The sequence below is a fragment of the Bradyrhizobium sp. Leo78 genome (assembly GCF_059512425.1).
The window spans coordinates 18,104-43,482 of the sequence record NZ_JCAMOT010000021.1; the positions used below are offsets into that span (position 1 = coordinate 18,104).

Sequence of the window (25,379 nt, forward strand, 5' to 3'; positions counted from 1 at the left end):
GGCGGCGGCCAAATAGCGGTATTTGGGTGATTTTTGGGGTCTTATCGCCCTCTCAGGCGCTCCAGCATGTCGGAAGTGGCAAATCCGTCGGCGGGCGTGCCGATCGAGGCCTGGAAACCGCGCAGCGCTTCCCTGGTCTGGCCGCCGATCTGGCCGTCCGGCGTGCCGCGGTAAAAGCCGCGCTGGGCGAGCAGTTGTTGCAGTTCCAGCCGTTCGGCCCGCGACAGCACCCGTTCCTGGCGTGGCCAGGGCTGCACGAAGGGCGGCCCGCCGCGCAGGCGGTCGGCGAAATGGCCGATCGCAAGCGCATAGGCCTCCGCCGGGTTGTACTTCATGATCACCCGGAAATTCTGCATCATCAAGAAGCCCGGACCTTCAGCGCCGGCAGGGGCGAGCAGATAAGCCTTGTCGGTGGAGCGCGGGAACGGCTGGTTGTTGGCGCGCCGCAGTCCAAGCTGCTGCCATTGCGCGAGCGTCATCGCCTTGGCACGGTCGGCCATCATGTAGTTGAAGTCCTTGGGAACCACGACTTCGTAACCCCAGCTCTGCCCGGTCTGCCAGCCGTCCTTTTTCAGGTTGTTGGCGGTTGAGGCGATCAGGTCGGCCGGGTTGTCGACGACATCGCGCCTGCCGTCGCCGTCACCATCGACCGCGTAGCGCTTGAAAGCGGTCGGCATGAATTGCGTCGGACCGAACGCGCCGGCCCAGGAGCCGCGGAGCTGCTCAGGGCGCAGATCGCCGCGATTGAGGATCTCCAGCGCCGAGAGGAATTCATCCTTGAAGTAGGCCTGCCGGCGGCCGATGCAGGCAAGGGTGGCGGTCGATTGCACCACGCTGCGGTCACCCATCTGGGTCGAATAATTGGATTCGATCCCCCAGATAGCCGCGATCGCGTAGCGGTCGACGCCATAGGCTTTTTCCGCGGCGTCGAATTGCGCCTTGTATTTGGCGAGGATCTCGCGGCCCTTGGCGAGACGGTTGTCGTTCACGAGGATGTCGAGATAGTCCCAGATCGCCTTGGTGAATTCGGGCTGCGAATCCAAGAGATCCATGATGCGCAGGTCGGGCGTGAGCCCCGCGGTGAAGCGCTCGAAATTCTCGCGTGTGACGTTGCGTCGCGCCGCATCGGGCCACATCGAGGCGACACAATTGTCGAAATTGGCCGCCGCCTGCCGAATCGCGGCCGCCGTCATCAATGGGTGGCCGGAAGCGCCGTCCTCTCCGCTCCAGGGCGGAGCCGAGCCGTCGCCGGTGGCGGCTGCGGGCGGTGGCGAGGGGTTGGGTCCCGAGAACAGATTGCCGAACAGATCCGCGAGCCCACCCTGGGACTGGGCCAAGGCCTGATTGGAAACAAGCAGAACCGCCGCGATTATCATCGCGCTGGTTCGGCTCCTGGTCGCTGTTCCCGTCCGCCGCATGGCTCGATCTGCCCGTTCCAACGATTGGTTCAGAAGGCCTTGTGACGGTTTCCAACAGCTTAACAAAGGCGAGATTTTGTTTTGATCGGTCACAACGACAAAAGCGACGCGGCATCACACATCCGCCTTTGTTCCCGGCTGCAAACCGGATAGCAAGGTGCGATACCCGTCTCACACATTTCAAGGCTCAAGGCGCCCGACATTCCCATGAAAATCCGTAAAGCCGTCTTCCCCGTCGCTGGTCTCGGCACCCGGGTCCTGCCCGCCACCAAGGCGATGCCGAAGGAAATGCTGACCATCGTCGACAAGCCGCTCATCCAATACGTGTATGACGAGGCGAAGGAGGCCGGGATCGAGCATTTCGTCTTCGTCACGGGTCGTAACAAGGCCATCATCGAGGACCATTTCGACCGGATGTTCGAGCTCGACACCACGCTTGTCGCGCGCGGCAAGAAGGCGGAGTTGGACGTCCTGGCGCAGTATCAGCCGGAAGCAGGTGCCGTGAGCTTCACCCGCCAGCAGGCGCCGCACGGGCTCGGCCACGCGGTATGGTGCGCCCGCGACATTATCGGCAATGAACCTTTCGCGGTGGTGCTGCCGGACGAACTGGTGCTGAACACGCCGGGCTGCCTTGCCCAGATGATCGAGGCCGCGAGCAAGCTCGGCGAGAAGTCAAACCTGATCGCGGTCGAGGAGGTGCCGGACCATCTCACCCACCAATACGGCATCTGCGGCGTCGGCCCGCGCCACGCCCATCCCACCATGTTCGAGATCAACGGCATGGTGGAGAAGCCGCCGAAGGGCACGGCGCCATCCAACCTCTCGATCACCGGCCGCTATATTTTGCAGCCGGAGATTTTCGAAATCCTGGCGACGCAGGAGCGCGGCGCCGGCGGCGAGATCCAGCTCACCGACGCCATGATCGGCCTGGCGAAGACGCAGAAATTCTATGGCGTGGAGTTCGAAGGCGAGCGGCACGATTGCGGCTCCAAGGCCGGCTTCCTGCGCGCCAACCTCGCCTATGGCCTGCGCCGCCCCGAACTGCGCGACGGCCTGCTGGCGGAGATGAAGAAGTATCTGGAGAAGTGACGGCAAACGAGCTGTCGATTGCCGTCATTGCGAGCGTAGCGAAGCAATCCATTTCGCCGCTTGTGGAGGCATGGATTGCTTCGCTGCGCTCGCAATGACAAGACCTGGAGAAACGGGGCCGTAACGGCGGCCTCTCTTACGCCACCAGCGACATTGTCTGCAGGCTTGAGACCACACTCTGGTTGCGGCCATTGGCCTTGGCGGCGTAGAGCGCCCGGTCGGCGGCTTCCACCAGATCGGTCCAGTTCTGGCCGGCCAGGGGCGTCAGGCTCGCGACGCCGATGCTGACGGTGGTGATGGTCTCTCCGTCACACCATTGTTCGACCTTGCGGCGGATCATCTCCGCCACGCCGAACGCTTCCACGGCGCTCTGGCCGGGCAGCAGCACGGCGAATTCCTCGCCGCCCAGGCGTGCCGTGCAATCGCCGGCGCGCCGGACCGAATCCGAGATGCAGATCGCGATGCCGACCAGCACCTGGTCGCCGGCCTGGTGACCATAGGTATCGTTGAAGGCCTTGAAATGGTCGGCGTCGATGATGAGCAGGGCGAGCGGCGTCTCATGCCGGCCGGCGCGGCGCCATTCCGTATCGATATCGGCATCGAACTTGCGCCGGTTTCGCAAACCGGTCAGCGCGTCGGTGGTCGCGAGCTCCTCGAGCTTCTCCTCGGCCTCGGCGCGGCGGCCGATCTCGCGCGCCAGAAACAGCGTGGTGCCGAGCACGAACAGGACCAGTGCCGCCATGATGGCGCCGATCCGGGTCGCCTCCTTGCGCCACAGGCTGAAGACGCCGTCCAGCGGCTTTCCGACCACGGTAAACAGCGGGCCGTTTCCGCTGCGGCGAACATAGAGCCGCGGGGTCTGGTCGATCGGGCCGGCACCGGCATAGGAGCCGTTGTTCTTCAGGTTGTCTGGAGTCCAGTTGCGCCGCTCCGCCAGGTTGGTGCCGATGACATCGAGATCGAACGGCGTGCGCATGATGATCGTGCGGTCGCGACGCAGCACCGTGATGGTGTCGCCGGGGGCAAGCGTCAGCCGTCCGAACAGTTCGTGGAAATAGCTGAAGCGGATCGAGCCCGCGACGACGCCGAGAAAACTTCCGTCTTCGCCGCTGATGCGCCGGCTCAGCACGATCGCGTAGGCGCCGCGGTGGAGCATCGGCTTTGAGATGTAGAGGCCCGTGTAGGGCTGGTCGCGATGGATGTGGAAATATTCTTCGTCGCTGCGGTTCTCGATCAGGGGATCGAGCGTCGATGCATCGTCTACCAATTGCCCCGTGCTGTCGAAGACCTGGATCGCGCCAAAGTGCTTTGCGGTGGCGGCGTGGTCGAACAGGATCAGGTGCCGGACCTCATTGCTGACTTCCTTGATCTCCGGCATCACCATGGCGCCGGCGACCGCGCGCAGCGAGAGGTCGTACAGTTCGATGTTGCGGCTGATATCGGAATCGATGCCGGAAGCGAGGTTTTCCAGCGTCTGCCGGGCCAGTTCCTCCTCGCCGCGGCGCATGTCGAGCATGACGCTGGTGCAGATGGTCGAAAAGCCGATCACGGTCGCGACCGAGGAAGCGATCAGGAGCTTCGTCGATAGCCGCCAGCGCCGCTTTGCTTGTTGTCGCCGTTCGTGTGGCATGTTTCGTCCCGGGCCACCCTTCATGCACCGGAAACATTGTTGCCGCCTTAAACGGCGACAGCGAACCGCGAATGGGTTAACGGTTGGTTGGTTCGACTGACAATTTTCGGCAATGACGTGAATTCAAGGGACCTGAGGTGAACGATTACGGCCCATTGCGGGACTATCTGAAGAGGCAGACGCTGACCGAACTGGTGCTCAGCTTCGAGGAGATCGAGGCCATCATCGACGCGCCGCTGCCGCGCGCGGCGCAGCGCGCCTCCTGGTGGGATAGCCTGCGTAGTCCACAGGAAAGGATGCCGCAGCGTGAAGCGTGTCTCGAGGCCGGCTATGCCGCCATGCGCCAGGCCGACGGCAACAGCGTGAAGTTCAAGCGGCTCCCCCAGCGTCGTTCCCGCGCAGGCGGGAACCCATAACCACAGGGCGTTGTTGTTAAGCTCGCTGTGGCTCCAGCGTGCTGCAAAATGCACACTTGTGGTTATGGGTCCCGGCTCAAGGCCGGGACGACAGCGGAAGATCAGCTCGCGGCTTCCAGCCGCTCCTCGGTGAGCAGGCGCATTGCGGCGTCGGCATCCATCGGTTCGCCGAAGGCGAAGCCCTGCGCGTATTCGCAGCCGAGCTGGTAGAGCTCGACCGCATCCGAATCCGTTTCCGCACCTTCCGCCACCACGTCCATGCCGAGGTCGTGGGCGAGCGCGATGATCGATTTCAGGATCACGGGCCGGGTGCCGCGGCTGGTGGTGCGGACGAAGGACTGGTCGATCTTGATGGTGTCGAACGGGAAGCGTTGCAGGTAGGACAGCGAGGAGTGGCCGGTGCCGAAATCGTCCAGGGAGAGCCCGGTGCCGAGCTCGCGGATGCGCGCCAGCATCTGCGCGGCGTGCTCCGGATTCTCCATCACCAGCGATTCCGTCAATTCCAATTTCAGCGTGCCGCGCGCCACCGAGGAGCGCGACAGCACGGTCCTGATGTCGTGGATCAGGTCGTGGCGTAGCAATTGCCGTGAGGAGACGTTGACGGAGGCAAAGATCGGCTCGCGCGAGCGCATCGCGCGTTGCCAGATCGAAAGCTGCCGCGCGGTCTGGTCCATCACGAACGTGCCGAGGTCGACGATCAGGCCGATCTCCTCCGCGATGGAGATGAATTCGGACGGCGACATCCGCCCGAGTTTCGGATGATCCCAGCGCGACAGGGCCTCGAAGCCGGCGATCGAGCGGTCCTCGAGCCGCACGATCGGCTGGTAGAGGATGGTGATCTCCTGCCGCTCGATGGCGCGGCGCAATTCGCTCTCCAGCGTCAGCCGGTCGGTCTTGCGCGCGCGCATCGCCGGCTTGTAGACGTCGATGCGGTCGCCGCCGATGCGCTTGGAATGATACATCGCAAGCTCGGCGTCCTTGATGATCTCGTCGGTGAGCTGCGTCTGCGGGTCGGAGAGCGCCAGCCCGATCGAGGCGGTCAGGAATATCTCGCGGTCGTTGAAGGCGATCGGGGCGCGGATGGTCTTGCGGATGGTCTCGGCAAAGGCGGTGATCCGTGCCGGGTCCTGCTCCGACAACAGGATCAGGCCGAACTGGTCGCCGGCCAATCGCGCCAGCGTGTCCTGCGGTTTGAGGATGCGGGTCAGGCGGCGCGCCAGCGTCAGCAGGATGGAGTCGCCGACCGCCATGCCGACGGAGTCGTTGACCTGCTTGAAGCGGTCGAGGTCGATCACCATCAATGTCGGCCGCAGCGTCGGCACGGTCTTTGCGAGATTGGCGACCGCGCTGAGCCGGTCCATGAACAATTTGCGGTTGGGCAGGCCGGTCAGATTGTCGTGGACCGAGTCATGCAGCATCCGCTCTTCGGAGTTCTTGATGTCGGTGACGTCGGTGAGTGTGCCGACGACGCGCGAGACCTCGCCGTCGGAGCCGACGACAGGCCGCGCCTTCAGCGCGAACCACATGAAATGGCCATCCGGCGTGCGCAGCCGGAAATCCTGCATCAGGCGGCCACGGCGCTGGTCGAGCACGCTGTCGAGCGCGGCACGGAAACGGTCCTGGTCGAGCGGATGCAGCACCTCGAGCCATGTCGCCGCCGGTCCTTCCAGCGTGCCGCGCTTCAGGCCAAGCAGGGCCTCGGTCTCCGGGCTGGTGAACACCTTGTCGGCCGAGACGTCCCAGTCCCAGATCAGGTCGCCTGAGCCGGTCAGCGCCAGCGCCCGCCGCTCGACATCGGAGACGACGCCGGTGGTGGCGCCGCCGCCGGCAAACGCGTGCTGCATCACCGTGAAGCCGATCAGCATCACGATCAGCACGAGGCCGCCGAGCAGCGCCGGGCCGACGATGTCGTTGGTGACGCTGCCCGCCACCGTCATGCCGGCCGCGACCACCCAGACCACCAGCAGGAACCAGGTCGGGATCAAGAGCACGGCGCGATCGAAGCCGTGGGTCGAGAGATAGACGATCAGGGCAAAGCCGGCGAAGGCGATCATGACGAGCGACATGCGCGCGATGCCGGAAGCCACCGCCGGATCGAACAGCGCCAGCGCCACCAGCGATCCCAGGAACAGCAGCCAGCCGATGGTGATGTGGGAATAGCGCACATGCCAGCGGCTCAAATTGAGATAGGCGAACAGGAACACGAGCAGCGTCGCCGCCAATATCGCCTCGCCCGCCGCGCGCCAAACGCGCTCGGCGTTGTTCGACATGTCGAGCACCTTGCCCCAGAAGCCGAAATCGACGCCGATATAGACCAGCACCGCCCAGGCGAGTGCGGCTGCCGCCGGAAACATGATGCTGCCCTTGACCACGAACAGGATCGTCAGCACCAGCGCTAGCAGGCCGGAAATACCGATCACGATGCCCTGGTAGAGCGTGAACGAGTTGACCTTGTCCTTGTAGGACTCCGGCTCCCACAGATAGAGCTGCGGGAGCTTGTCGGTGCGCAATTCCGCGACATAGGTGACGACCGCGCCCGGATCGAGCGTGATGCGGAACACGTCGGCAGTCGGGCTTTCCTGCCGCTCGGGACGGTCGCCGACCGACGGCGTGATGGTGGCGATGCGCGACAGGCCGAGATCCGGCCAGAACAGGCCGGATGAGACGATGCGGTAATGCGGCGCGACGATCAGGCGGTCGAGCTGGTCGTCGGTATTGTTGGCGAGCGCGAACACCACCCAATATTGCCCGCCCTCGCGGGCGCGGACCTCGATGCGGCGGACGATGCCGTCGGTGCCGGGCGCGGTCGAGACCTGGATGCGGTCGGTCTCGCTGCGCTGGTGGTCGAGAACGGCGGTGAGATCGATCGCGGGCGCGTCGCTGCGGACGCTGACGGCGTCAACTGCGCGCGCCGGAGCGGCGCCGACAACCATCATGAGGGCCAGCGCAAGCGGCGCAAGCCACCTGATCAGACGCAATGTCAGTACTCCGCGCTTTCACGATTCATGCGGGCGAACCAGCGCCCCGCCGCTCCCGGATAAATGCCACGAAAGCGAAGGAAATCAAAGGGTTTCCGGCTAGGCCGGCAGTGGAAGCGTTAAACGACCAACACAATTTTGCCAATATGTGCGCTGGTTTCCATTCGCCGGTGAGCGTCGGCCGCCTTTTCCAATGGGAAAGTGCTGTCCATCAGCGGCTTTACCCGCCCCTCGCGGAGTAGCGGCATTACCTTGGCCTCGATCGCCGCGACCATTGCCGCCTTGTCCGCATTACTACGGGGGCGGAGCGTCGAGCCCGTATGGTGCAGGCGCTTCACCATTAGTTTCGCGAAATTGGCGCTCGCTTTTGGCGCTCCGGCCAGGAAGGCAATCTGCACGATTCGACCCTCGACGGCGGCTGCGTCGTAGTTGCGGTCGATATAGTCGCCGCCGACCATGTCGAGGATGACATTGGCGCCGGCGCCATCGGTTGCGGCCTTCACCTCGGCTACGAAATCCTCGGTCCTGTAGTTGATCGCGCGATCGGCGCCAAGCTTGAGGCAGGCCTCCGCCTTGTCCTGTGAACCGACGGTGACGATCACCTTGGCGCCGAACGCCTTCGCAAGCTGGATCGCCATGGTGCCGATGCCGGAGGAGCCACCATGGATCAGCAGCGTCTCGCCTTTTTGCAGGCCGCCGCGCTCGAACACATTGTGCCACACCGTCATCAAAGTTTCGGGAAGCGCGCCGGCTTCCTCGATCGATAGCGACGGCGGCACCGCCATCGCCTGCCCGTCCTGCGCGATGCAATATTGCGCATAGCCGCCGCCGGCGACCAGCGACATCACGGTGTCGCCGACCTTGTGCCTGGTGGCGCCGGGACCGACCGCCACCACCTCGCCTGATACCTCGAGGCCGGGCAGGTCGCTCGCGCCGGGCGGCGGCGGATAGGAACCGGAACGCTGCGCCACGTCAGGCCGGTTGACGCCGGCCGCCTTCACCTTGACCAGGATTTCGCCCTGGCCTGGTAGCGGCACCGGGCGCGTCTCCGGCAGCAATACTTCCGGCCCGCCGGGCTTGCTGATGCCGACGACGGTCATTTGCGCGGGCAGCTTTTCCATGGTTTTTCCTTGGCGAAATGGGAGGATTCCAGACGCGGCACGTTGATTACCCAGCCTGCATCGCGCTGGCAACCGCCGCAACGGGATCGTGACAGAGCATGGCCGGAAAGTGGAGACCGGCTTTCATACTCGAAGCAAAGCACGGAGAACGCGCATGGCGATGGAAGATGACGACCGGCCGAGGAAGAAGATTTCGCACGAGATCGGGCAGGACCTGTCGCTGCTCTCGGTCGAGGAATTGACCGAACGCATCGCGATGCTCTCGGCCGAAGTGGAGCGCCTGCGCGAAGCGATGACAAAGAAGCGCGCCTCCAAGGAAGCCGCCAACAGCTTCTTCAAATCGTAGCGCTCACCCGTAGCCCGGATGGAGCGCAGCGCAATCCGGGACCGGTGCATCCGGCTCGCACCGATCCCCGGATTATGCTGCGCTCCATCCGGGCTACGAAACTGGTATCCTGTCCCAAACTAGGCCAATGGCCGATATGGCAAACGAAGCTTAAACAAAATCGCTCATTTACGATCAATTAAGCTTTCTCGTTTATGACTGCATCGTCCTCGTTTGGACACCGAGTGGCTCCTGTCCACTCTGTTTGACGCCTCCCTGTTATCAACTTCAAAGCCGCCGGAAACGGCGGCTCTTTTTTGGCTTTGTCACAGGCTTGTCGTCGCCGCCATGCGGCCGGAAACCATAAATCCGGATGCGGCTGGACTCTTCGCCCGGCAAGCGCAATGATTTGTTCATCATAAAGCTGGCGCAAAAGCCGGCGGTGTTCAAAATTAAAAGTGGCGTGAGGGCGTTAACCATGCTGGAGCGGTCGCAAAGCGATTCCGCACTTGTTCTGTTCAGCGAGCGGCTGACCAATTCTGCGGCATTCGGAGCCCTGTTCCGTGAGGGCATGGACCTGGTCGAGGAGACCGCCGCCTATCTCGATGGCGACGGCCGCGGCCAGGCCAAGGCGCTGGAACGGTCCGTCAGCCTGACCTATGCGACCGAAAGCATGCGCCTGACCACCCGTTTGATGCAGCTTGCCTCCTGGCTGCTGCTGCATCGCGCGGTGAAGGAAGGCGAGATGACGCTGACCCAGGCCAATCGGGAGAAGACCAAGGTCAAGCTCTCCGCAGCCGATCCGGGTCCGGCGGAACTGATCGAGAAACTGCCGCAACAATTGCAGGACCTGATCACCCGCTCGATGGACCTGCAGGCACGCGTGCGCCGGCTCGACACCACGATCCATGCGCCGCCCGCCGATCGCGCCGCGATCGGCAACCCGCTGGTGCCGCAGCTCAACCGCCTGAAGGCCGCGTTCGAACGGTAACTGCAACTCTAACCGTCATTGCGAGCCACCGGGTCGGCGCGAAGCGCCGCCCGATGACAGGCTCCGCGAAGCAATCCATGCCTGCACCCGCGGCGCTATGGATTGCTTCGCTGCGCTCGCAATGACGCGTGGAAACAAAAAACGCCCCTGATTTGGCAGGGGCGTTCGTTGAACGTCGAAAAGGAAGAAGGAAGCGCAGTCTTGCGCTCAGTCCTTTTTCAAAAAGCCGGAAAACTTCTTCTGGAACCGCGACACGCGGCCGCCGCGATCCAGGATCTGCTGCGAGCCGCCGGTCCAGGCCGGGTGCGACCTGGGGTCGATGTCGAGCTGCAGCTTGTCGCCTTCCTTGCCCCAGGTGGAGCGGGTCTGGTACTCGGTGCCGTCGGTCATCACGACCGTAATCGTATGATAATTCGGGTGAATATCGGCTTTCATGGCAGTTCCTTCGGCGCGCCGGCGCCCGTCGCAAGTGGTCCAAAGATACGGGATTTGGGCCGCTCTATAGCGTAAGGAAACCTGCAAAACAAGCCACCGGGGATCACCGGATTAGGACTCTTCCGGATTTGCCAGCCGCTTCCGCGGGGCCTATCTGGAAAACATAAAAACTGGTCCTTGTCCCGATGAGCGCAGCCGAACAGCTTGACCACCCGCCCAGTCCGATGCCGCCGCGGCGCGATGCGTTGCTCGAAGGCGAAGCGCTGGTTGAAGCCACCTTGACCGAGACGGAAGGGAAGAGCCGCGCCAGGCTGAAGCCGCTGCTGGCGCTTGCGCCCTATGTGGCGCGCTACCGCGGACGGGCGATCCTCGCTTTTATTTCTCTGACGGTTGCGGCGATCACGACGCTGATCGTGCCGGTCGCGATCCGGCGCGTGATCGACTTCGGCTTCACGGCCGAAGGCATCGCCATGATCAACAACTACTTCAGTGTGATGATCGCGGTGGTGGCGGTGCTCGCCGGCGCCAGCGCCTCCCGCTATTACCTGGTCATGACGATCGGCGAGCGCATCGTCGCCGATCTCCGGCGCGACGTGTTCGCGCATCTGATCTCGCTGTCGCCGTCCTTCTTCGATTCCGCGCGCAGCGGCGAATTGGTGTCGCGCCTGACCGCCGATACCACCCAGATCAAATCAGCGGTCGGCGCCTCCGTGTCGATCGCGCTCCGCAACATGATGCTGTTCCTCGGTGCCGCCGCGATGATGGTGGTCACCAGCCCGAAGCTTTCCGGATTCGTGCTCTTGGCGATCCCGATCATCGTGATCCCGCTGGTCGCGTTCGGGCGCTGGGTGCGACGCTTGTCGCGCAATGCGCAGGATACGCTCGCGGACGCCAGCGCCTATGCTTCCGAGCTGGTCGGCGCCATCCGGACCGTGCAGGCCTTCACCAGCGAGCGGCTCGCCGCCACGCGCTTCGGTGGCGAGGTCGAGCAGGCCTACGACGCCGCGCGCAGCTCCACCCGCGCACGGGCCGTGCTCACCTTGATCATCATCTTCATCGTGTTCTCGAGCGTGGTGCTGATTCTCTGGGTCGGTTCGCACGACGTGCTCGCGGGCGCGATGACGCCGGGACGTTTGGGCCAGTTTATTCTCTACAGCGCCTTTGCTGCGAGCGCCCTCGGCCAGCTCAGCGAAGTCTGGGGCGAAATCTCCGCAGCTTCCGGTGCTGCCGAGCGGCTGTTCGAGATCCTGCGGGTCAAGCCGGAGATCACGGCGCCGGCCGCGCCGCTCGCGCTGCCGCAGCCCGCGCGTGGTGACGTTGCGTTCGACAATGTCAGCTTCGCCTATCCGACGCGGCGGTCGGTGAAGACCGTTGACGGTGTCTCGTTCTCGGTGCGATCAGGCGAGAAGGTCGCGATCGTCGGTCCCTCCGGCGCGGGCAAGAGCACGCTGTTCCATCTGTTGCTGCGCTTCTATGATCCCGCCTCGGGCACGATTTCGTTCGACGGCGTGCCGATCCGGCAGGCCGATCCAAGCGTGGTGCGCTCGCGCATGGCATTGGTGCCGCAAGACACCGTGGTGTTCGCAGCGTCGGCGCGCGAGAACATCCGTTTCGGGCGGCCCGATGCTTCCGATGCCGAAGTCGAGCGCGCCGCCGACCTCGCGCACGCTACCGAATTTCTGCGACGCCTGCCCGGCGGCTTCGAGGCCCAGCTCGGCGAACGCGGTGTGACGCTGTCGGGCGGCCAGCGCCAGCGCATCGCGATCGCGCGCGCGATCCTGCGCGACGCGCCGCTCTTGCTGCTCGATGAAGCCACCTCCGCGCTCGATGCCGAAAGCGAGACGCTGGTGCAGACCGCGCTGGAGGAGTTGATGCGCCACCGCACCACACTGGTCATCGCACACCGCCTCGCCACTGTGCTGTCCTGCGACCGCATCCTGGTGATGGAGCATGGCAGGATCGTCGAGCAGGGCACCCATGCCGAGCTGGTCGCCGCCAACGGGCTCTATGCGCGGCTGGCGAGGTTGCAGTTCGAAGGGATTTGAGAGCTCACGATCTCGGCTCTACGGCTTCCACCGCATCTTCAGTACCGGACGTCCTGACGTCGGGTTGAGGTCCTCGCCGGCATGCACAAAGCCGTTTCGTTCATAAAAACGGATGGCCCGCGCATTGTCCTTATTGACCAGCAGCGTGACGCCATCAGGCGAAAGGCGCTTGGTTTCATCGACCAGCGCGCTTGCCAGCTTTGAACCCCAATGTGCGGGATCGACCACGAGCTGGTCGAGATAGCCGCTTGCATCGATGGTCACGAAACCGATCAGCGCGCTTGCCTCTTCCGCGACGATGATGGTTGCCTTCGGCACCAGTTCGCCGCGCCAGCGCTCGCGCCACCACGCCACGCGCGCATCGAAATCGATCGTCGGATAGGCCTGCTGCCAGGTTCGCCGCCAAAGCTCGATCGCCGCGTCCTCGTCCTCGGCGCGATAGGGGCGGAGGTCAAAAGCCCCGCTCAAGCCGCCACCAACGCCGTCATGCCCGGGCTTGTCCCGGGCATCCACGTCCTTCCTGCTCGCGACGCCGGAGAACGTGGACGGCCAGGACAAGCCCGGCCATGACGCTGTGGCGAGAGCCTGCCCAACATCGCCGTTACCGTTCCGTCAGCTTCAGTTCGATGCGGCGGTTACGCTTGTAGGCGTCCTCGGTCTGCGCGGCGTCGAGCGGCTGGAATTCGCCAAAGCCGGCGGCGACGAGCCGCTGTGCGGGCACCCCGAGCGAGATCAGATATTGCACCACCGAGATCGCGCGTGCGGCGGAGAGATCCCAGTTCGACTTGAACACCGGGCTGTTGATCGGCCGCACGTCGGTGTGGCCGTCGACGCGGAGCACCCAGGCGATCTCACTCGGGATCTGCTTGTCGAGGTCGATCAGGGCAGCCGCGAGCTTGTCGAGCTCGGCGCGGCCTTCGGGCAGCAGCGTGGCCTGTCCGGTATCGAAGAAGACTTCGGACTGGAACACGAAGCGGTCGCCGACGATGCGGACGTCTGGCCGATTGCCCAGGATGGCGCGCAGGCGGCCGAAGAACTCCGAGCGGTACCTCGACAGTTCCTGCACCCGCTGCGCCAGCGCCACGTTCAATCGCTGGCCGAGATCGGCGATGCGCCCCTGCGATTCCTTGTCACGTTTCTCAGAAGCATCGAGCGCTTCTTCGAGGGCGGCAAGCTGGCGACGCAATGCGCTGATCTGCTGGTTCAGCACTTCGATTTGCGCCAGCGCCCGCGCGGAGACCAGCTTCTCGGAATCGAGCGCCTTGGTGAGCTCGGTGGCGCGGCCCTGCGCGTCGCTGCCGGCATTGGCCAGACCCTCATAGAGGCCCTTGACACGGTCGCGCTCGCCTTCGGCCGAGGCAAGTCCGGCGCGGAGCTGCGCGATCTGTTCGCCGAGGCTGAGCTTGCCGAGCTTTTCAAGCGACAGCATGTCGTTGAGCTGGGCGATCTTGGCGTTGAGCTGTTCCAGCGCCTTGTCCTTGCCGGAGACTTCCTGCGACAGGAAGAATTGCACCACCAGGAACACCGAGAGCAGGAACACGATCGACAGCACCAGCGTCGACAGCGCGTCCACGAAGCCCGGCCAGTAGTTGAAGCCGGATTCACCGCGGCGGGCACGGGCAAGGGCCATTTTGACTCTCTACTAGCGTTAGCAAGGGTACCTCCAGGGAGGCCGCAAGTTACACCTCTCCCGGAGGGAGAGGTCGGATCGCCTCGGCGATCCGGGTGAGGGGTTTTGCTCTATCGATAGACCGGGCGCCCTCACCCGGCGCTACGCGCCGACCTCTTCCTCCGGGAGAGGTAACCGTGTGGCTCTCGTCCGTCTTCAAGATCGACACCGTCCCCGTCTCTCTAACTCTTCTCCGGCTGACGCGCGAGGCGTTCGAGCAGGCGCTTGATCTCGCGGTTCTGTTCGCCCTGGCCGTCGGCCCATTCCCGGATCATCTGTTGCTCGGTGCGCATATGCGCAACCAATCCCTGGATCGCTTCGGCCAGATTGGCCATCGCCGCGGTGGTGCCGCGGGTTCCCGCGCCTTCCTCCACCGCGACACGCAGCCGCTCGATCGCGTGCTGCAGGTTGCCGCCACCACCTGCGGCGGCCACGACGCCGTCACCGGCGTATTCGCGCACCGTGGTCGCAAGCCAGTCCTCGAGATCGGTATAGAAACGGTTCTGTGCCTGGCTGGATTGCAGGTCGAGGAAGCCGAGGATCAGGGAACCGGCGAGGCCGAACAGCGAGGACGAGAACGAAATGCCCATGCCGCCGAGCGGGGCGGCGAGGCCCTCTTTCAGCGTGTCGAACAGCGCGCCGGCGTCGCCGCCGACCTTCAATCCATCGATCACCTTGCCGACCGAGCCGACGGTTTCGATCAGGCCCCAGAAGGTGCCGAGCAGGCCGAGGAACACCAAGAGGCCCGTCATGTAGCGCGAGATGTCGCGTGCCTCGTCGAGGCGGGTCGCGATGGAGTCGAGCAGGTGCCGCATCGTCTGCTGGCTGATCGACATCCGCCCGCTGCGCTCGCCGCCGAGGATCGCCGCCATCGGTGCCAGCAAGGTCGGCCGCCGGTCGATCGCGAGTCCGGGATCGGCGATCCGGAAATTGTTGACCCATCGCACCTCGGGATAGAGCCGGATCACCTGGCGGAAGCACAGGATGATGCCGATCAAAAGCACCGCGCCGATCAGCGCGTTCAGCCCGGGATTGGCGAAGAAGGCGACGAGGATCTGCTTGTAGAGGACGATGGCGATCAGCGCGCACAGCACCAGAAATACCAGCATCCGCACCAGGAAGATCCGTGGAGAGGACAGTTTGCTGAGTTCGGTCTCCATGTCGGAGCGGGGAGAGGAGGGCATTGCCGGCATGTCCGTTGCGAAAAGCCGCGTTGGGCAGCCAATATGGCACAGCGGCCAAGGGAAGAAAGACAGGAAACCAGTGATTCGGGGCGGAAGCGGAACTGGATGGCGACCGCCGCGATATCATCCACCGAAATCGTCCCGTTCGACGATGTTCCGCGCATCATCAATTGGGCGAATCCCCGATGTCGGTTCAGCGGGACGTACACCGATCCTCGTTCGGCCTTGATCGCGAAGGCCGGCGGACGGATGCCTGCACCGGATCGCGAGAGACGGAGAAACCATCGGGAAAACGCCGGAAGCTGATTCTCCCCCGCATGCGGGTTCGAGAAATCGGTTTCGGCCGCTGCGTCGGAGAAGGCGCAGTCCGTTACCCCCACAAGCTCCGATGGAACTGGTTTCACAATCCGGTGAATCGGAGAAAAATATGCTAATTCAATATGTTCTCCGTATGTGACATTGAGCCGCCGCCGTCATGTATTGCGTCGCAGCACCCCCACCTTATCCTGAATAGCGTGACAAGGCGGAGTCGGCAGAGACACCGCGTGTCCATGTGTGTTCAACAATTCAAACTCGGGGCGACGCTTTCAATGTCCGGACTACGCGCACGAACGGCATGCATTCTCCTGATGCTGGCCGCCACGGCGCCACTGCTAGCCGGCTGTGATGAGCCGACTGCCGCGACCGCTGCGTCGGAGGCGGCGCCCGAACCCGAGGTGAGCGTTGTCGTCGCCAAGCCGCAGCCGCGCGCGGTGCTGCGCGAGCTGCCCGGCCGCGTCGCGCCGACGCGCGTCGCCGAAGTCCGCCCGCGTGTTTCCGGCATCGTCGTCGAGCGCCTGTTCCACCAGGGCACTGAGGTGAAGGCCGGCGATCCCCTGTATCGCATCGACCCGCGGCCATTCGAGGTCGAGGTGCAGTCCAATCAGGCTGCGCTCGCGCGCGCCAAGGCTGTGCTCGATCAGGCCGCCCAGCATGCGCATCGCGTTACGACGCTCTACAGCCAGAAGGCGATGCCCGAGGCCGAGAACGAGAAGGCGATTGCCGCGCAACGCCAGGCCGAAGCGGATGTCGCGGCCCGCGAGGCGGATCTCGCGCGCGCCAAGCTCAATCTGGATTACGCCACCATCCGCGCGCCGATCGACGGCATCGTCGGCGCCGCGCTGGTCAGCGAAGGCGCCCTGGTGGTGCAGAACGATTCCACCTCGCTTGCGACCATCCAGCAGATCGACCCGATCTATGCCGACTTCACCCAGTCGGTCACCGAGCTCAACCAGCTACGCCGCGCATTCGAGACCGGCGAACTCGACCGCATCGCGCCTGACGCTATGAAGGTGCGCCTGTTGCAGGACGATGGCACGATCTATCCGATTCCTGGCAAGCTCTTGTTCTCCGACGCCAAGGTTGACGCCTATACCGGGCAGGTGACGCTGCGTGGCGAGTTCCCCAATCCAAGGCGCGAATTGTTGCCGGGCATGTATGTGCGCGTGCTGATCGAGCAGGGCATCGATTCCGACTCGATCGCGGTCCCGCAGCAGGCGATTCAGCGCAATGGCGGTGGCGGCAGCGAGGTGTTCGTCGTCAAGGACGACGGTCGCGTCGCGGTTCAGCCCGTGCGTACCGGCTCGCTGCAGAATGGGCAGGTGTTCGTGACCGAAGGTCTGAAGTCCGGCGACCGCGTCGTGGTCGAGGGCTTCCAGAAATTCGCGGCAGGCGACAAGGTCCGGCCGCAGGCATTCACCGAGGCGGCGGATGCTTCGATCGTTGTGCCGGGGGAAAATAAAGCCGCGCAAGCGCTGCGGTGATCCGAGATGGCGAGCTTTTTCATCGACAGGCCGATCTTCGCCTGGGTCGTCGCGCTCTTCATCTGCCTGATCGGCGCGATCTCGATTCCGCTGCTGGCGATCGCGCAATATCCGATCATTGCGCCGCCCTCGATCTCGATCTCGACCAGCTATCCCGGCGCCTCGCCGGAAAATCTCTATAACAGCGTCACCCGGCTGATCGAGGAGGAGCTGAACGGCGCCTCCGGCATCCTCAATTTCGAATCCACCAGCGACTCGCTCGGCCAGGTCGAGATCATCGCCAATTTCGTTCCGGGCACCGAAACCAGCCAGGCATCCGTCGAGGTGCAGAACCGCCTCAAGCGCATCGAGGCGCGCCTGCCGCGTGCCGTGATCCAGCAGGGCATCCTGGTCGAGGAAGCGTCCAGCGCCGTGCTGCAGATCATCACGCTGAACTCGACCGATGGCAGCCTCGACGAGATTGGCCTCGGCGACTTCATGATCCGCAACGTGCTCGGGGAAATCCGCCGCATCCCCGGCGTCGGCCGTGCCACGCTGTATTCGACCGAGCGCTCTTTGCGCATCTGGATCGATCCGGCAAAGCTGGTCGGCTATGGCTTGACCGCCGACGACGTCAACAAGGCAATTGCCGCGCAGAACGCGCAGGTCGCCTCGGGCAGCATCGGTGCCGAGCCGGCGACGGACTCGCAGCGCGTCTCGGCGCTGGTTCTGGTGAAGGGCCAGCTCTCTTCGCCGGACGAGTTCGGCGCCATCATCCTGCGCGCCAATCCTGATGGCTCGACCGTGCGCCTGCGCGACGTTGCGCGGCTTGAGATCGGCGGCCTCAGCTACCAGTTCCAGACCCGCCTCAACGGCAAGCCGACGGCGGGCCTCTCGGTGCTGCTGTCGCCGACCGGCAACGCGCTCGCGACCGCAAGCGCGGTGGAAGCCAAGATGAAGGAGCTGTCGCGCTTCTTCCCGGCCAACATCTCTTATGAGATCCCCTACAACATCACGCCCGTGGTCGAGGCTGCGATCGAGAAGGTGCTGACGACGCTGGTCGAAGCCGTGGTGCTGGTCTTCATCGTGATGTTCCTGTTCCTGCAGAACATCCGCTACACCATCATCCCGACCATCGTCGTGCCCGTCGCGCTGCTTGGCGCCTGCGCCACGCTGATGCTTCTCGGCTATTCCATCAACATGCTGACCATGTTCGGCATGGTGCTGGCGGTCGGCATCCTCGTCGACGACGCCATCGTGGTGGTCGAGAACGTCGAGCGCATCATGGCCGAGGAGGGCTTGCCTCCGAAGGAGGCGACCCGCAAGGCGATGTCGCAGATCACCGGCGCCATCATCGGCATCACGCTGGTGCTGGTTGCCGTGTTCATCCCGATGGCGTTCTTCCCGGGATCGGTCGGCATCATCTACCGCCAGTTCTCGGTCACCATGGTCGCCGCCATCTCGTTCTCGGCGCTGCTGGCGCTGTCGCTGACGCCGGCGCTGTGCGCGACATTGCTCAAGCCGGTCACGGCCGGGCACGGCCATGCCCGCCGCGGCGTGTTCGGCTGGTTCAACCGCACGCTCGATGCCGGCCGCGACGGCTATACGCGCACGGTTGGATGGACGCTGAAGCGCACCGGACGACTGATGCTGATCTATGTTGCGCTTCTGGTCGGGCTTGGCTGGGGCTTCATGCGGCTGCCCGGCGGCTTCCTGCCGGTCGACGACCAGGGCTTCATCACCACCGACGTGCAGACGCCCTCGGATTCCTCCTTCGCCCGCACCGAGGCGGCGATCGAGAAGGTCGAGAAGTATCTTTTGGCACGCTCCGCCATCGAGAACGTCACGTTCCTCACCGGCTTCAGCTTCCTCGGCCAGGGCTTCAACACCGCGCAGGCCTTCATCACGCTGAAGGACTGGTCGGAGCGCGGGCCGAAGGATTCGGCGGCCGCAATCGTCGCCGACATCAACCGCGACCTTTCATCGATCCGCGACGCCAAGATCTCGGCGCTGCAGCCACCTCCGATCGACAACCTCGGCAACTCCTCGGGCTTCTCGTTCCGCCTGCAGGACCGCGGCCAGAAGGGTTACGCCCAGCTGATGGCTGCCGCCGACCGCCTGATCGCGGAAGCCAATGCCAGCCCCGTGCTGCAGAAGGTCTATATCGAAGGCCTCCCGCCGGCGCCGCAGGTCAATCTGGTGATCGACCGGGAAAAGGCCGGCGCCTTTGGCGTCACCTTCGAGGACATCAACAATACGATCTCGACCAATCTCGGCTCGAACTACATCAACGATTTCCCGAACCGCGGCCGCATGCAGCGCGTCGTGGTGCAGGCGGACAAGTTCACCCGCATGAATGCGGATGATATCCTGAATTACAACGTCAAGAACAACCGCGGGCAGCTCGTGCCGTTCTCGTCCTTCGCCACGGTCGAATGGCAGAAGGGACCGACCCAGATCGCGGGCTTCAACTATTATCCCGCCGTGCGCATCTCCGGCGAGGCGCGAGCCGGCTACACCTCAGGCGATGCCCTGAACGAGATGGAGCGGCTCGCGAACAGATTGCCGCGCGGGTTCGGCTATGAGTGGACCGGACAGTCGCTGCAGGAGAAGCTGTCGGGCTCGCAGGCGCCGTTCCTGCTAGGCTTGTCGGTGCTGGTAGTGTTCCTCCTGCTCGCCGCGCTGTACGAGAGCTGGACGATTCCGATCGCGGTGCTGCTGACCATACCGCTCGGCGTCACCGGCGCGGTGATCGCCGCGAGCATGCGCGGGCTCGCCAACGACGTCTATTTCACCGTCGGCCTGATCACCATCATCGGCCTTGCCGCCAAGGACGCCATCCTGATCATCGAATTCGCCAAGGACCTGCGCGCCCATGGCAAGCCGCTGCTCGAGGCGACCATCGAGGCCTGTTCGCTGCGTTTCCGCCCGATCCTGATGACCGGCCTCGCCTTCGTGTTCGGCGTGTTCCCGATGGCGATCGCCAGCGGCGCCGGCGGCGCCAGCCAGCAGGCGCTCGGCACCGTCGTCATGGGTGGCATGATCGCGGTCGTGATCCTGGCGCTGTTGATGGTCCCGGTGTTCTTCGTCAGCGTTCAACGCGTGCTGGCCGGCGACCGCGAGCCGAAGGAGGCGGCGCCGCAGCAGCCGCATGCGGCACCGGCACGGCCAACGCACTGACATGTCATTGCCGGGTCAAGCCCGGCCATGACGACTTGGTTGCAAAGAAGCAACTACCCCAGCGGCTTCAAAATCTTCACCAGTTCGCCGTGCACGAATTCGTTACCGCAGACCACGTGTCCGGTTTGCAACGGATCGTCATTGCCCTCGATGCCGCTCACGGTGCCGCCGGCCTCGCGCACCATGATCTGCCCGGCTGCGATGTCCCACGGGGAGAGGTTGCGTTCCCAATAGCCGTCGAGGCGGCCGGCGGCGACGAAGGCGAGGTCGAGCGAGGCGGCGCCGAAGCGGCGGAAGCCGGCGACCTTGTTCTGCAGCACGGCCATCTCCTTCAGCGCCAGTCCATGGTCGCCGCGGCCGATATGGGGCAGGCCGCAGGCGACCACGCATTCGTCAAGCCTGCGGCGGCCGGCGACGCGCAGGCGCTGGTCGTTGAGGAAGGCGCCCTTGCCGCGCTCGGCGATATAGAGCTCGTCATTGGCGGGGTTGTAGATCACCCCCGCAATCACCGTGCCCTCGCGCGCCAGCCCGATCGAGATCGCGAATTGCGGGATCCCGTGCAGGAAGTTGGTGGTGCCGTCGAGCGGATCGACGATCCAGCTATGGCTCTTGTCGGTGCCCTCGCGGGTGCCGCCTTCCTCGCCGATGAAGCCGTAGCCCGGGCGGGCCTTGGCGAGGTCGGTGTAGAGCATCTCCTCGGCGCGCTTGTCGGCCAGCGAGACGAAGTTCGCCGGCCCCTTCAGCGACACCTGTAGGTGCTCAATCTCGCCGAGATCGCGCTTGAGGCTGCGGCCGGCGCGGCGCGCGGCCTTGACCATGACGTTGATGAGGGCGGAATAGAGCATGATGGAGGGCTTGTCGGTGGGAAAACGGCCCAAGCGCCGTCGGGGATTTCCGACTGCGTGCCCTCTCGGGATGGCGCCGTCAAGGCGTCATTTGCCGGTGCCGAGCCAATTGCGTGCGGCCTCCTCGGCCTTGGCGCGGTCCTGCGGGCTCATGTCCAGCAGCATCTCGTCCAGTTCCGGATCGCCCTTGCCTGCGGTCTTGGCGACGGTGTGCCATTTCAACGCCTCGACCTTGTCCTGCGGCACGCCCTGGCCGGTGGCGAGCAGGCGGGCGAGGCGGTTCTGCGCGATTGGCGAGTTCTGCCGGGCCGCCTTGCGCAATAGCGCCACCGCCGCCGGCTGGTTCCGCGGCGTGCCGGAGCCGTTGTAGAGCGCGATCGCATATTCGACCTCGGCATCGACATTGTCGGCGAGCGAGGCGGCCTGCAACAGCCGCACCGATTTCTCGAGATCCTTGGGCACGCCGGTGCCCTCCTTGTAGAAGGTCGCGAGCGCGTACTGCGCCTCGGGACTGCCGGCGTCGGCCGCCATCCGCAACAATTCGGCACAGCGCTTGAGGTCCTGCGGCAGCGTCTGGCCGTCGAGATAAAGCAGCGCCAGATTATAGGCCGCCTTGGGATTGCCGAGTTTGGCCGAGGACGCCAGCAGCTTGACCGCCTCGTCCTTGTTCACCGGGCCGCCGCGGCCGGCAAGCCGCATCATCGCGAGCGCGAACATCGCCTCGCGGTCGCCGGCATCGGACCCGCGCTGGTACCATTCGGCGGCCTTGCCGTAATCGCGCTTGACGCCGAGCCCGTTGGCATAAAGCTCGCCCAGCATCGTCATCGCCTTGGGGTCGCGGGCGTAGTTTGCGCGGTTGGTGGCGAGGTCGAAGGCGGTCTTGTAGAGGCCGCGCTGATAGGCGCCATAGACGAGATCGACATTGGGATCGTCGAACGGGTGCGTCGGGGTCGGCGATGGCGAAGGTGAAGGCGACGGCTTTGGCGCGGCCGGCTTCTTTTCCGCCGCGCTCTTCGGCTTTTCCGCTGCTGCCTTCGGCTTTGGCGCAGGCTTCGGCGCCTCCTTTTTCGGAGCCGGCTTGCTGGCTGGCGCCTGTGCGGCGGGCGGCGTCAGCGAAATCTGCGCGACCGCACCCGTCGTCAGCACGGCGCAGCCGAGCACCACCGCTATCGGACGCAGCAGGCTCATTCCGGAGTCAGTCCTGCCCTTGGCTTCCCAAGCGCGCTCGCATGTGCTTCGCGGATGGTCGCGCCGACCTCGGCGAGCGCTGTGCCAGCGCCGCGCTGGTCGGCGAAGATGAAATCGCCGACCAGGACGAAGTCTGCGCCGGCGGCTGCAAATTCGAAAGCCTCTTCACGCGAAATGGCGTAGCCGACGCAGGGCGGCTCGAACAATTCGTCCCACCAGTTGAGCCGCTCGGCGATCGCCTGCGTCGAGGGCCGCTGCCCGCTCGCATCGGGCTCGCCGAACAGCACGTAATCGGCGCCGAGCTCGCCGGCGGCCATGGACTCGTGGCGCGTCGGCAGCCCGCCGACGCCGGCGATGCGGTCCGGCTTCAGCGACGGCAGCGCGTCCTCCAGCGCGGCAAGACCGGTGAGATGCGCGCCGTCGGCGCCGGCGCGCGCGACGAGTTCGACATGGCCGTCGATCAGGAGCGCCGCGCCGGCGCTCTGGACCACCGGCGCTAGCGCTTTCACGCGCGAGATCATCGTGCGTTGGTCGGTCTCGCGCAGCCGCACCAGCACTGCCGCGACATCGGCCGCGGCGAGCAAAGCGGGCAGGCTTGCGATGAGTTCGGAGGGATCTTCCACCACCGGCGTCGCGAGATAGAGGCGCGGCGCCGGGCGCGGCGGAACGGGCTTTGCGGCCAATTATGCCACCTTCTTTTCCAGGCCGGTCTCCCACTCGCCCTTGCTCGCGAGCGCGTTCATGCGTGCGCGGTGGGTGAAGGCGCGCTGGCCGGCCGCGACATTCCCGGCCTTGCCGGACCACGCCTTCTGCGGCGCCGCCTGCAGCGCACGGCCGTAGGAGAAGGTGAGTTTCCAGGGCAGGCCGCCGATCCGGTTCATGGCGTCAAGATGCGCGGTTGCCTCCTCATCGCTCTGGCCGCCGGAGAGGAAGGCAATGCCGGGCACGGCTGCCGGCACGCAGGCCTTCAGGAGGCGAATGGTCTTTTCCGCGACGTCCTGTACCGATGCCTGCTTCGGGCTCTTCTTGCCCGATACCACCATATTCGGCTTCAGCACCATGCCTTCGAATGCGACGCGCTGCACGAACAGTTCGTGGAATACGGTGTTAAGCACCTGCTGCGTCACCTCATAGCAGCGGTCGATGTCATGGCCGCCGTCCATCAGCACCTCCGGCTCGACGATCGGCACGATCTGCGCCGCCTGGCACAGTGCGGCGTAGCGCGCGAGCGCATGCGCGTTGACATGGATCGCGGTCGTGCTGGGAATCCCCTGTCCGATGTCGATCACCGCGCGCCATTTCGCAAAGCGCGCGCCGCGCTCGTAATACTTCTTCAGCCGCTCGGCCAGCTTGTCGAGGCCGACGGTCACGAGTTCGCCGGGGCAGGCGGGCAAGGCTTGCGTGCCCTCGTCCACCTTGATGCCGGGGATGCTGCCGGCCTGCTCGATCAGCTTGACCAGCGGCGTGCCGTCCTTCGCGTTCTGCCAGATCGTCTCGTCATAGAGGATGACGCCGGAGACATATTTGCTCATCGCCTCCGTCGAGCGAAACAGCATCTCGCGGTAGTCGCGCCGATTCTCCTCGGTCGATTCCACGCCGATCGCGTCGAAGCGCTTCTTGATGGTCCCTGAGGATTCGTCGGCGGCCAAAATGCCCTTGCCCGGGGTGACCATGGCAAGCGCGATCTTGTTGAGGTCAGCGAGATTCATGGAACGTCCTCCAGATGGTTCATGCCCTTGCAAACCAAAATAGGCGGTTATCGGGCAATTGCCTAGAAAACGTTCGCCGCGGCCGACGCCGCGCGCAAGCCGGAGCAGGATTAACATTAAAATCGAACAGCGACTACAAATCGAACGACCCTCCGCCTTCCGGGTGCGAGGGGAGGGTGGAGAGCTTGTAGCCCGGGTGGAGCGGAACGCGTAACCCGGGACATCTGTGTCCGCGTTGCAAGTGGCCCCGGGTTTACGCTTCACGCGGGCTACGGCAGCGGCGGCTTCACGCCACCTTCGGATCGAGCTCGCCCTTGGCGTAGCGCTTGGCCATTTCCGCCGTGGTCAGCACTTTCTTGATCTTGCTGGCCTGGCCGGCGGTATTGAACTCCTGCAGCCGCTGCTTGCACAGCTTGGTCATCGCTTCCATCGCGGGCTTCAAATATTTGCGCGGGTCGAACTCTTCCGGGTGTTCCTTGAACACCTTGCGGATCTGCCCGGTCATCGCCATGCGGTTGTCGGTATCGATGTTGATCTTGCGCACGCCGTTCTTGATGCCGCGCTGGATCTCGGAGACAGGCACGCCCCAGGTCGGCTTCATCTTGCCGCCGAACTCGTTGATGATGTCCTGCAGATCCTGCGGCACCGAGGAGGAGCCGTGCATCACCAGATGCGTGTTCGGCAATTTACGGTGGATCTCCTCGATCACGTTCATGGCGAGGATGTCGCCGTCCGGCTTGCGGGTGAACTTGTAGGCGCCGTGCGAGGTGCCCATCGCGATCGCGAGCGCGTCGACCTTGGTCTCCTTCACGAACTTCACGGCTTCGTCCGGATTGGTCAGGAGCTGGTCGTGGGAGAGCTTGCCTTCGGCGCCGTGGCCGTCTTCCTTGTCGCCCATGCCGGTCTCGAGCGAGCCGAGCACGCCGAGTTCGCCTTCCACCGAAATGCCGCCGAGATGGGCCATGTTGGTGACCGTCCTGGTCACGCCGACATTGTAGTCCCAGTCGCCGGGCGTCTTGCCGTCGGCTTTCAGCGAGCCGTCCATCATGACAGAGGTGAAGCCGGACTGGATCGCGGTCATGCAGGTGGCGGGCTCGTTGCCGTGGTCGAGATGCACGCAGACCGGGATCTGCGGATAGATCTCGGTCAGGGCGTCCATCATGTGCTTGAGCATGACGTCATTGGCATAGGCCCGGGCGCCGCGTGAGGCCTGGATGATGACCGGCGCGTCCACGCTCGAGGCTGCCTCCATGATCGACAGCGCCTGCTCCATATTGTTGATATTGAAGGCCGGCACCCCGTAATCGTGCTCAGCCGCATGGTCGAGCAGTTGCCGCAAGGTAATGCGCGCCATCCGAATTCTCCCTGTATTTGC

21 protein-coding genes are annotated in these 25,379 nt (G+C 64.5%); 7 read left to right on the forward strand and 14 right to left on the reverse strand.

Features of this window, described 5'->3' with window-relative positions; all coding sequences use genetic code 11:
* Positions 1 to 41: 41 nt before the first annotated feature.
* A complete protein-coding gene (locus AC5ZG1_RS24620) occupies positions 42 to 1,376 on the reverse strand; it encodes a lytic murein transglycosylase (RefSeq protein ID WP_496134321.1) in 1,335 nt (444 codons plus the stop codon).
* A gap of 249 nt (positions 1,377 to 1,625) precedes the next feature.
* On the opposite strand from AC5ZG1_RS24620, the gene AC5ZG1_RS24625 reads away from it, so the two are divergent.
* Positions 1,626 to 2,507 (forward strand): UTP--glucose-1-phosphate uridylyltransferase, encoded by an 882-nt coding sequence (locus tag AC5ZG1_RS24625; RefSeq protein ID WP_130226494.1) that lies wholly within the window; start codon positions 1,626 to 1,628, stop codon positions 2,505 to 2,507.
* Between the two features lie 136 nt (positions 2,508 to 2,643).
* Here AC5ZG1_RS24625 and AC5ZG1_RS24630 read toward each other — a convergent pair whose 3' ends face one another.
* Positions 2,644 to 4,137 carry a GGDEF domain-containing protein gene (locus tag AC5ZG1_RS24630; RefSeq protein WP_496134322.1) on the reverse strand — a complete coding sequence of 498 codons (1,494 nt, stop codon included), beginning with the start codon at positions 4,135 to 4,137 and terminating at the stop codon, positions 2,644 to 2,646.
* 137 nt (positions 4,138 to 4,274) lie between these two features.
* Here AC5ZG1_RS24630 and AC5ZG1_RS24635 point away from each other — a divergent pair, with 137 nt between their 5' ends.
* A complete protein-coding gene (locus tag AC5ZG1_RS24635; protein ID WP_456640923.1) occupies positions 4,275 to 4,553 on the forward strand; it encodes a DUF7662 domain-containing protein in 279 nt (92 codons plus the stop codon).
* A 101-nt stretch (positions 4,554 to 4,654) separates the two neighbouring features.
* Here the strand turns inward: AC5ZG1_RS24635 and AC5ZG1_RS24640 are convergent, their stop codons facing one another.
* Both AC5ZG1_RS24640 and AC5ZG1_RS24645 read right to left on the reverse strand, forming a co-directional pair.
* Positions 4,655 to 7,531, reverse strand: coding sequence for an EAL domain-containing protein (locus AC5ZG1_RS24640; protein ID WP_496134323.1), 2,877 nt, complete (start codon positions 7,529 to 7,531; stop codon positions 4,655 to 4,657).
* Positions 7,532 to 7,650: 119 nt separating this feature from the next.
* The gene (locus AC5ZG1_RS24645) at positions 7,651 to 8,652 is read right to left on the reverse strand and encodes an NAD(P)H-quinone oxidoreductase (RefSeq protein ID WP_496134324.1); all 1,002 of its coding nucleotides are present in this window, start codon (positions 8,650 to 8,652) and stop codon (positions 7,651 to 7,653) included.
* 154 nt (positions 8,653 to 8,806) lie between these two features.
* Here AC5ZG1_RS24645 and AC5ZG1_RS24650 point away from each other — a divergent pair, with 154 nt between their 5' ends.
* Positions 8,807 to 8,998 (forward strand): DUF1192 domain-containing protein, encoded by a 192-nt coding sequence (locus AC5ZG1_RS24650; RefSeq protein ID WP_496134325.1) that lies wholly within the window; start codon positions 8,807 to 8,809, stop codon positions 8,996 to 8,998.
* A gap of 267 nt (positions 8,999 to 9,265) precedes the next feature.
* Here AC5ZG1_RS24650 and AC5ZG1_RS24655 read toward each other — a convergent pair whose 3' ends face one another.
* Positions 9,266 to 9,457: a hypothetical protein gene (locus AC5ZG1_RS24655; RefSeq protein WP_456640924.1), complete on the reverse strand. Its 192-nt coding sequence runs from the start codon at positions 9,455 to 9,457 to the stop codon at positions 9,266 to 9,268.
* On the opposite strand from AC5ZG1_RS24655, the gene rcdA reads away from it, so the two are divergent.
* Positions 9,456 to 9,968, forward strand: a complete 513-nt coding sequence (gene rcdA, locus AC5ZG1_RS24660) for a protease adaptor protein RcdA (RefSeq protein WP_028163735.1) — start codon at positions 9,456 to 9,458, stop codon at positions 9,966 to 9,968. The two genes, AC5ZG1_RS24655 and rcdA, sit on opposite strands and share 2 nt — an antisense overlap.
* Before the next feature lie 207 nt (positions 9,969 to 10,175).
* Here the strand turns inward: rcdA and rpmE are convergent, their stop codons facing one another.
* Positions 10,176 to 10,403, reverse strand: coding sequence for a 50S ribosomal protein L31 (rpmE, locus tag AC5ZG1_RS24665; RefSeq protein ID WP_028163734.1), 228 nt, complete (start codon positions 10,401 to 10,403; stop codon positions 10,176 to 10,178).
* A 185-nt stretch (positions 10,404 to 10,588) separates the two neighbouring features.
* Here rpmE and AC5ZG1_RS24670 point away from each other — a divergent pair, with 185 nt between their 5' ends.
* Positions 10,589 to 12,448: an ABC transporter ATP-binding protein/permease gene (locus AC5ZG1_RS24670; protein WP_028163733.1), complete on the forward strand. Its 1,860-nt coding sequence runs from the start codon at positions 10,589 to 10,591 to the stop codon at positions 12,446 to 12,448.
* Between the two features lie 18 nt (positions 12,449 to 12,466).
* On the opposite strand, the gene AC5ZG1_RS24675 is transcribed toward AC5ZG1_RS24670, so the two are convergent.
* From AC5ZG1_RS24675 to AC5ZG1_RS24685, 3 genes are all read right to left on the reverse strand, one after another.
* Positions 12,467 to 12,961 (reverse strand): GNAT family N-acetyltransferase, encoded by a 495-nt coding sequence (locus AC5ZG1_RS24675; RefSeq protein WP_456640925.1) that lies wholly within the window; start codon positions 12,959 to 12,961, stop codon positions 12,467 to 12,469.
* A gap of 88 nt (positions 12,962 to 13,049) precedes the next feature.
* A complete protein-coding gene (locus AC5ZG1_RS24680; protein ID WP_456640926.1) occupies positions 13,050 to 14,078 on the reverse strand; it encodes a peptidoglycan -binding protein in 1,029 nt (342 codons plus the stop codon).
* 221 nt (positions 14,079 to 14,299) lie between these two features.
* Positions 14,300 to 15,301, reverse strand: a complete 1,002-nt coding sequence (locus AC5ZG1_RS24685) for a flagellar motor protein MotA (protein ID WP_130226488.1) — start codon at positions 15,299 to 15,301, stop codon at positions 14,300 to 14,302.
* A gap of 590 nt (positions 15,302 to 15,891) precedes the next feature.
* Between AC5ZG1_RS24685 and AC5ZG1_RS24690 the strand changes: the two genes are divergently transcribed.
* Both AC5ZG1_RS24690 and AC5ZG1_RS24695 read left to right on the forward strand, forming a co-directional pair.
* The gene (locus AC5ZG1_RS24690) at positions 15,892 to 17,103 is read left to right on the forward strand and encodes an efflux RND transporter periplasmic adaptor subunit (RefSeq protein ID WP_456640927.1); all 1,212 of its coding nucleotides are present in this window, start codon (positions 15,892 to 15,894) and stop codon (positions 17,101 to 17,103) included.
* A 6-nt stretch (positions 17,104 to 17,109) separates the two neighbouring features.
* The gene (locus AC5ZG1_RS24695; protein WP_456640928.1) at positions 17,110 to 20,262 is read left to right on the forward strand and encodes a multidrug efflux RND transporter permease subunit; all 3,153 of its coding nucleotides are present in this window, start codon (positions 17,110 to 17,112) and stop codon (positions 20,260 to 20,262) included.
* 53 nt (positions 20,263 to 20,315) lie between these two features.
* Here AC5ZG1_RS24695 and AC5ZG1_RS24700 read toward each other — a convergent pair whose 3' ends face one another.
* The 5 genes from AC5ZG1_RS24700 to fba form a co-directional block, all read right to left on the reverse strand.
* Positions 20,316 to 21,107 carry an inositol monophosphatase family protein gene (locus AC5ZG1_RS24700; protein WP_028163727.1) on the reverse strand — a complete coding sequence of 264 codons (792 nt, stop codon included), beginning with the start codon at positions 21,105 to 21,107 and terminating at the stop codon, positions 20,316 to 20,318.
* A gap of 87 nt (positions 21,108 to 21,194) precedes the next feature.
* On the reverse strand, positions 21,195 to 22,295 hold the full coding sequence (locus tag AC5ZG1_RS24705; RefSeq protein WP_496134326.1) for an SEL1-like repeat protein: 1,101 nt from the start codon (positions 22,293 to 22,295) through the stop codon (positions 21,195 to 21,197).
* The gene (locus tag AC5ZG1_RS24710; RefSeq protein ID WP_496134327.1) at positions 22,292 to 22,978 is read right to left on the reverse strand and encodes a thiamine phosphate synthase; all 687 of its coding nucleotides are present in this window, start codon (positions 22,976 to 22,978) and stop codon (positions 22,292 to 22,294) included. The genes AC5ZG1_RS24705 and AC5ZG1_RS24710 overlap by 4 nt, the downstream gene beginning before the upstream one ends.
* Positions 22,979 to 24,004: a class I fructose-bisphosphate aldolase gene (locus AC5ZG1_RS24715; protein WP_456640931.1), complete on the reverse strand. Its 1,026-nt coding sequence runs from the start codon at positions 24,002 to 24,004 to the stop codon at positions 22,979 to 22,981.
* Positions 24,005 to 24,290: 286 nt separating this feature from the next.
* Positions 24,291 to 25,358 (reverse strand): class II fructose-bisphosphate aldolase, encoded by a 1,068-nt coding sequence (fba, locus tag AC5ZG1_RS24720; protein WP_130226481.1) that lies wholly within the window; start codon positions 25,356 to 25,358, stop codon positions 24,291 to 24,293.
* Positions 25,359 to 25,379: the final 21 nt, after the last annotated feature.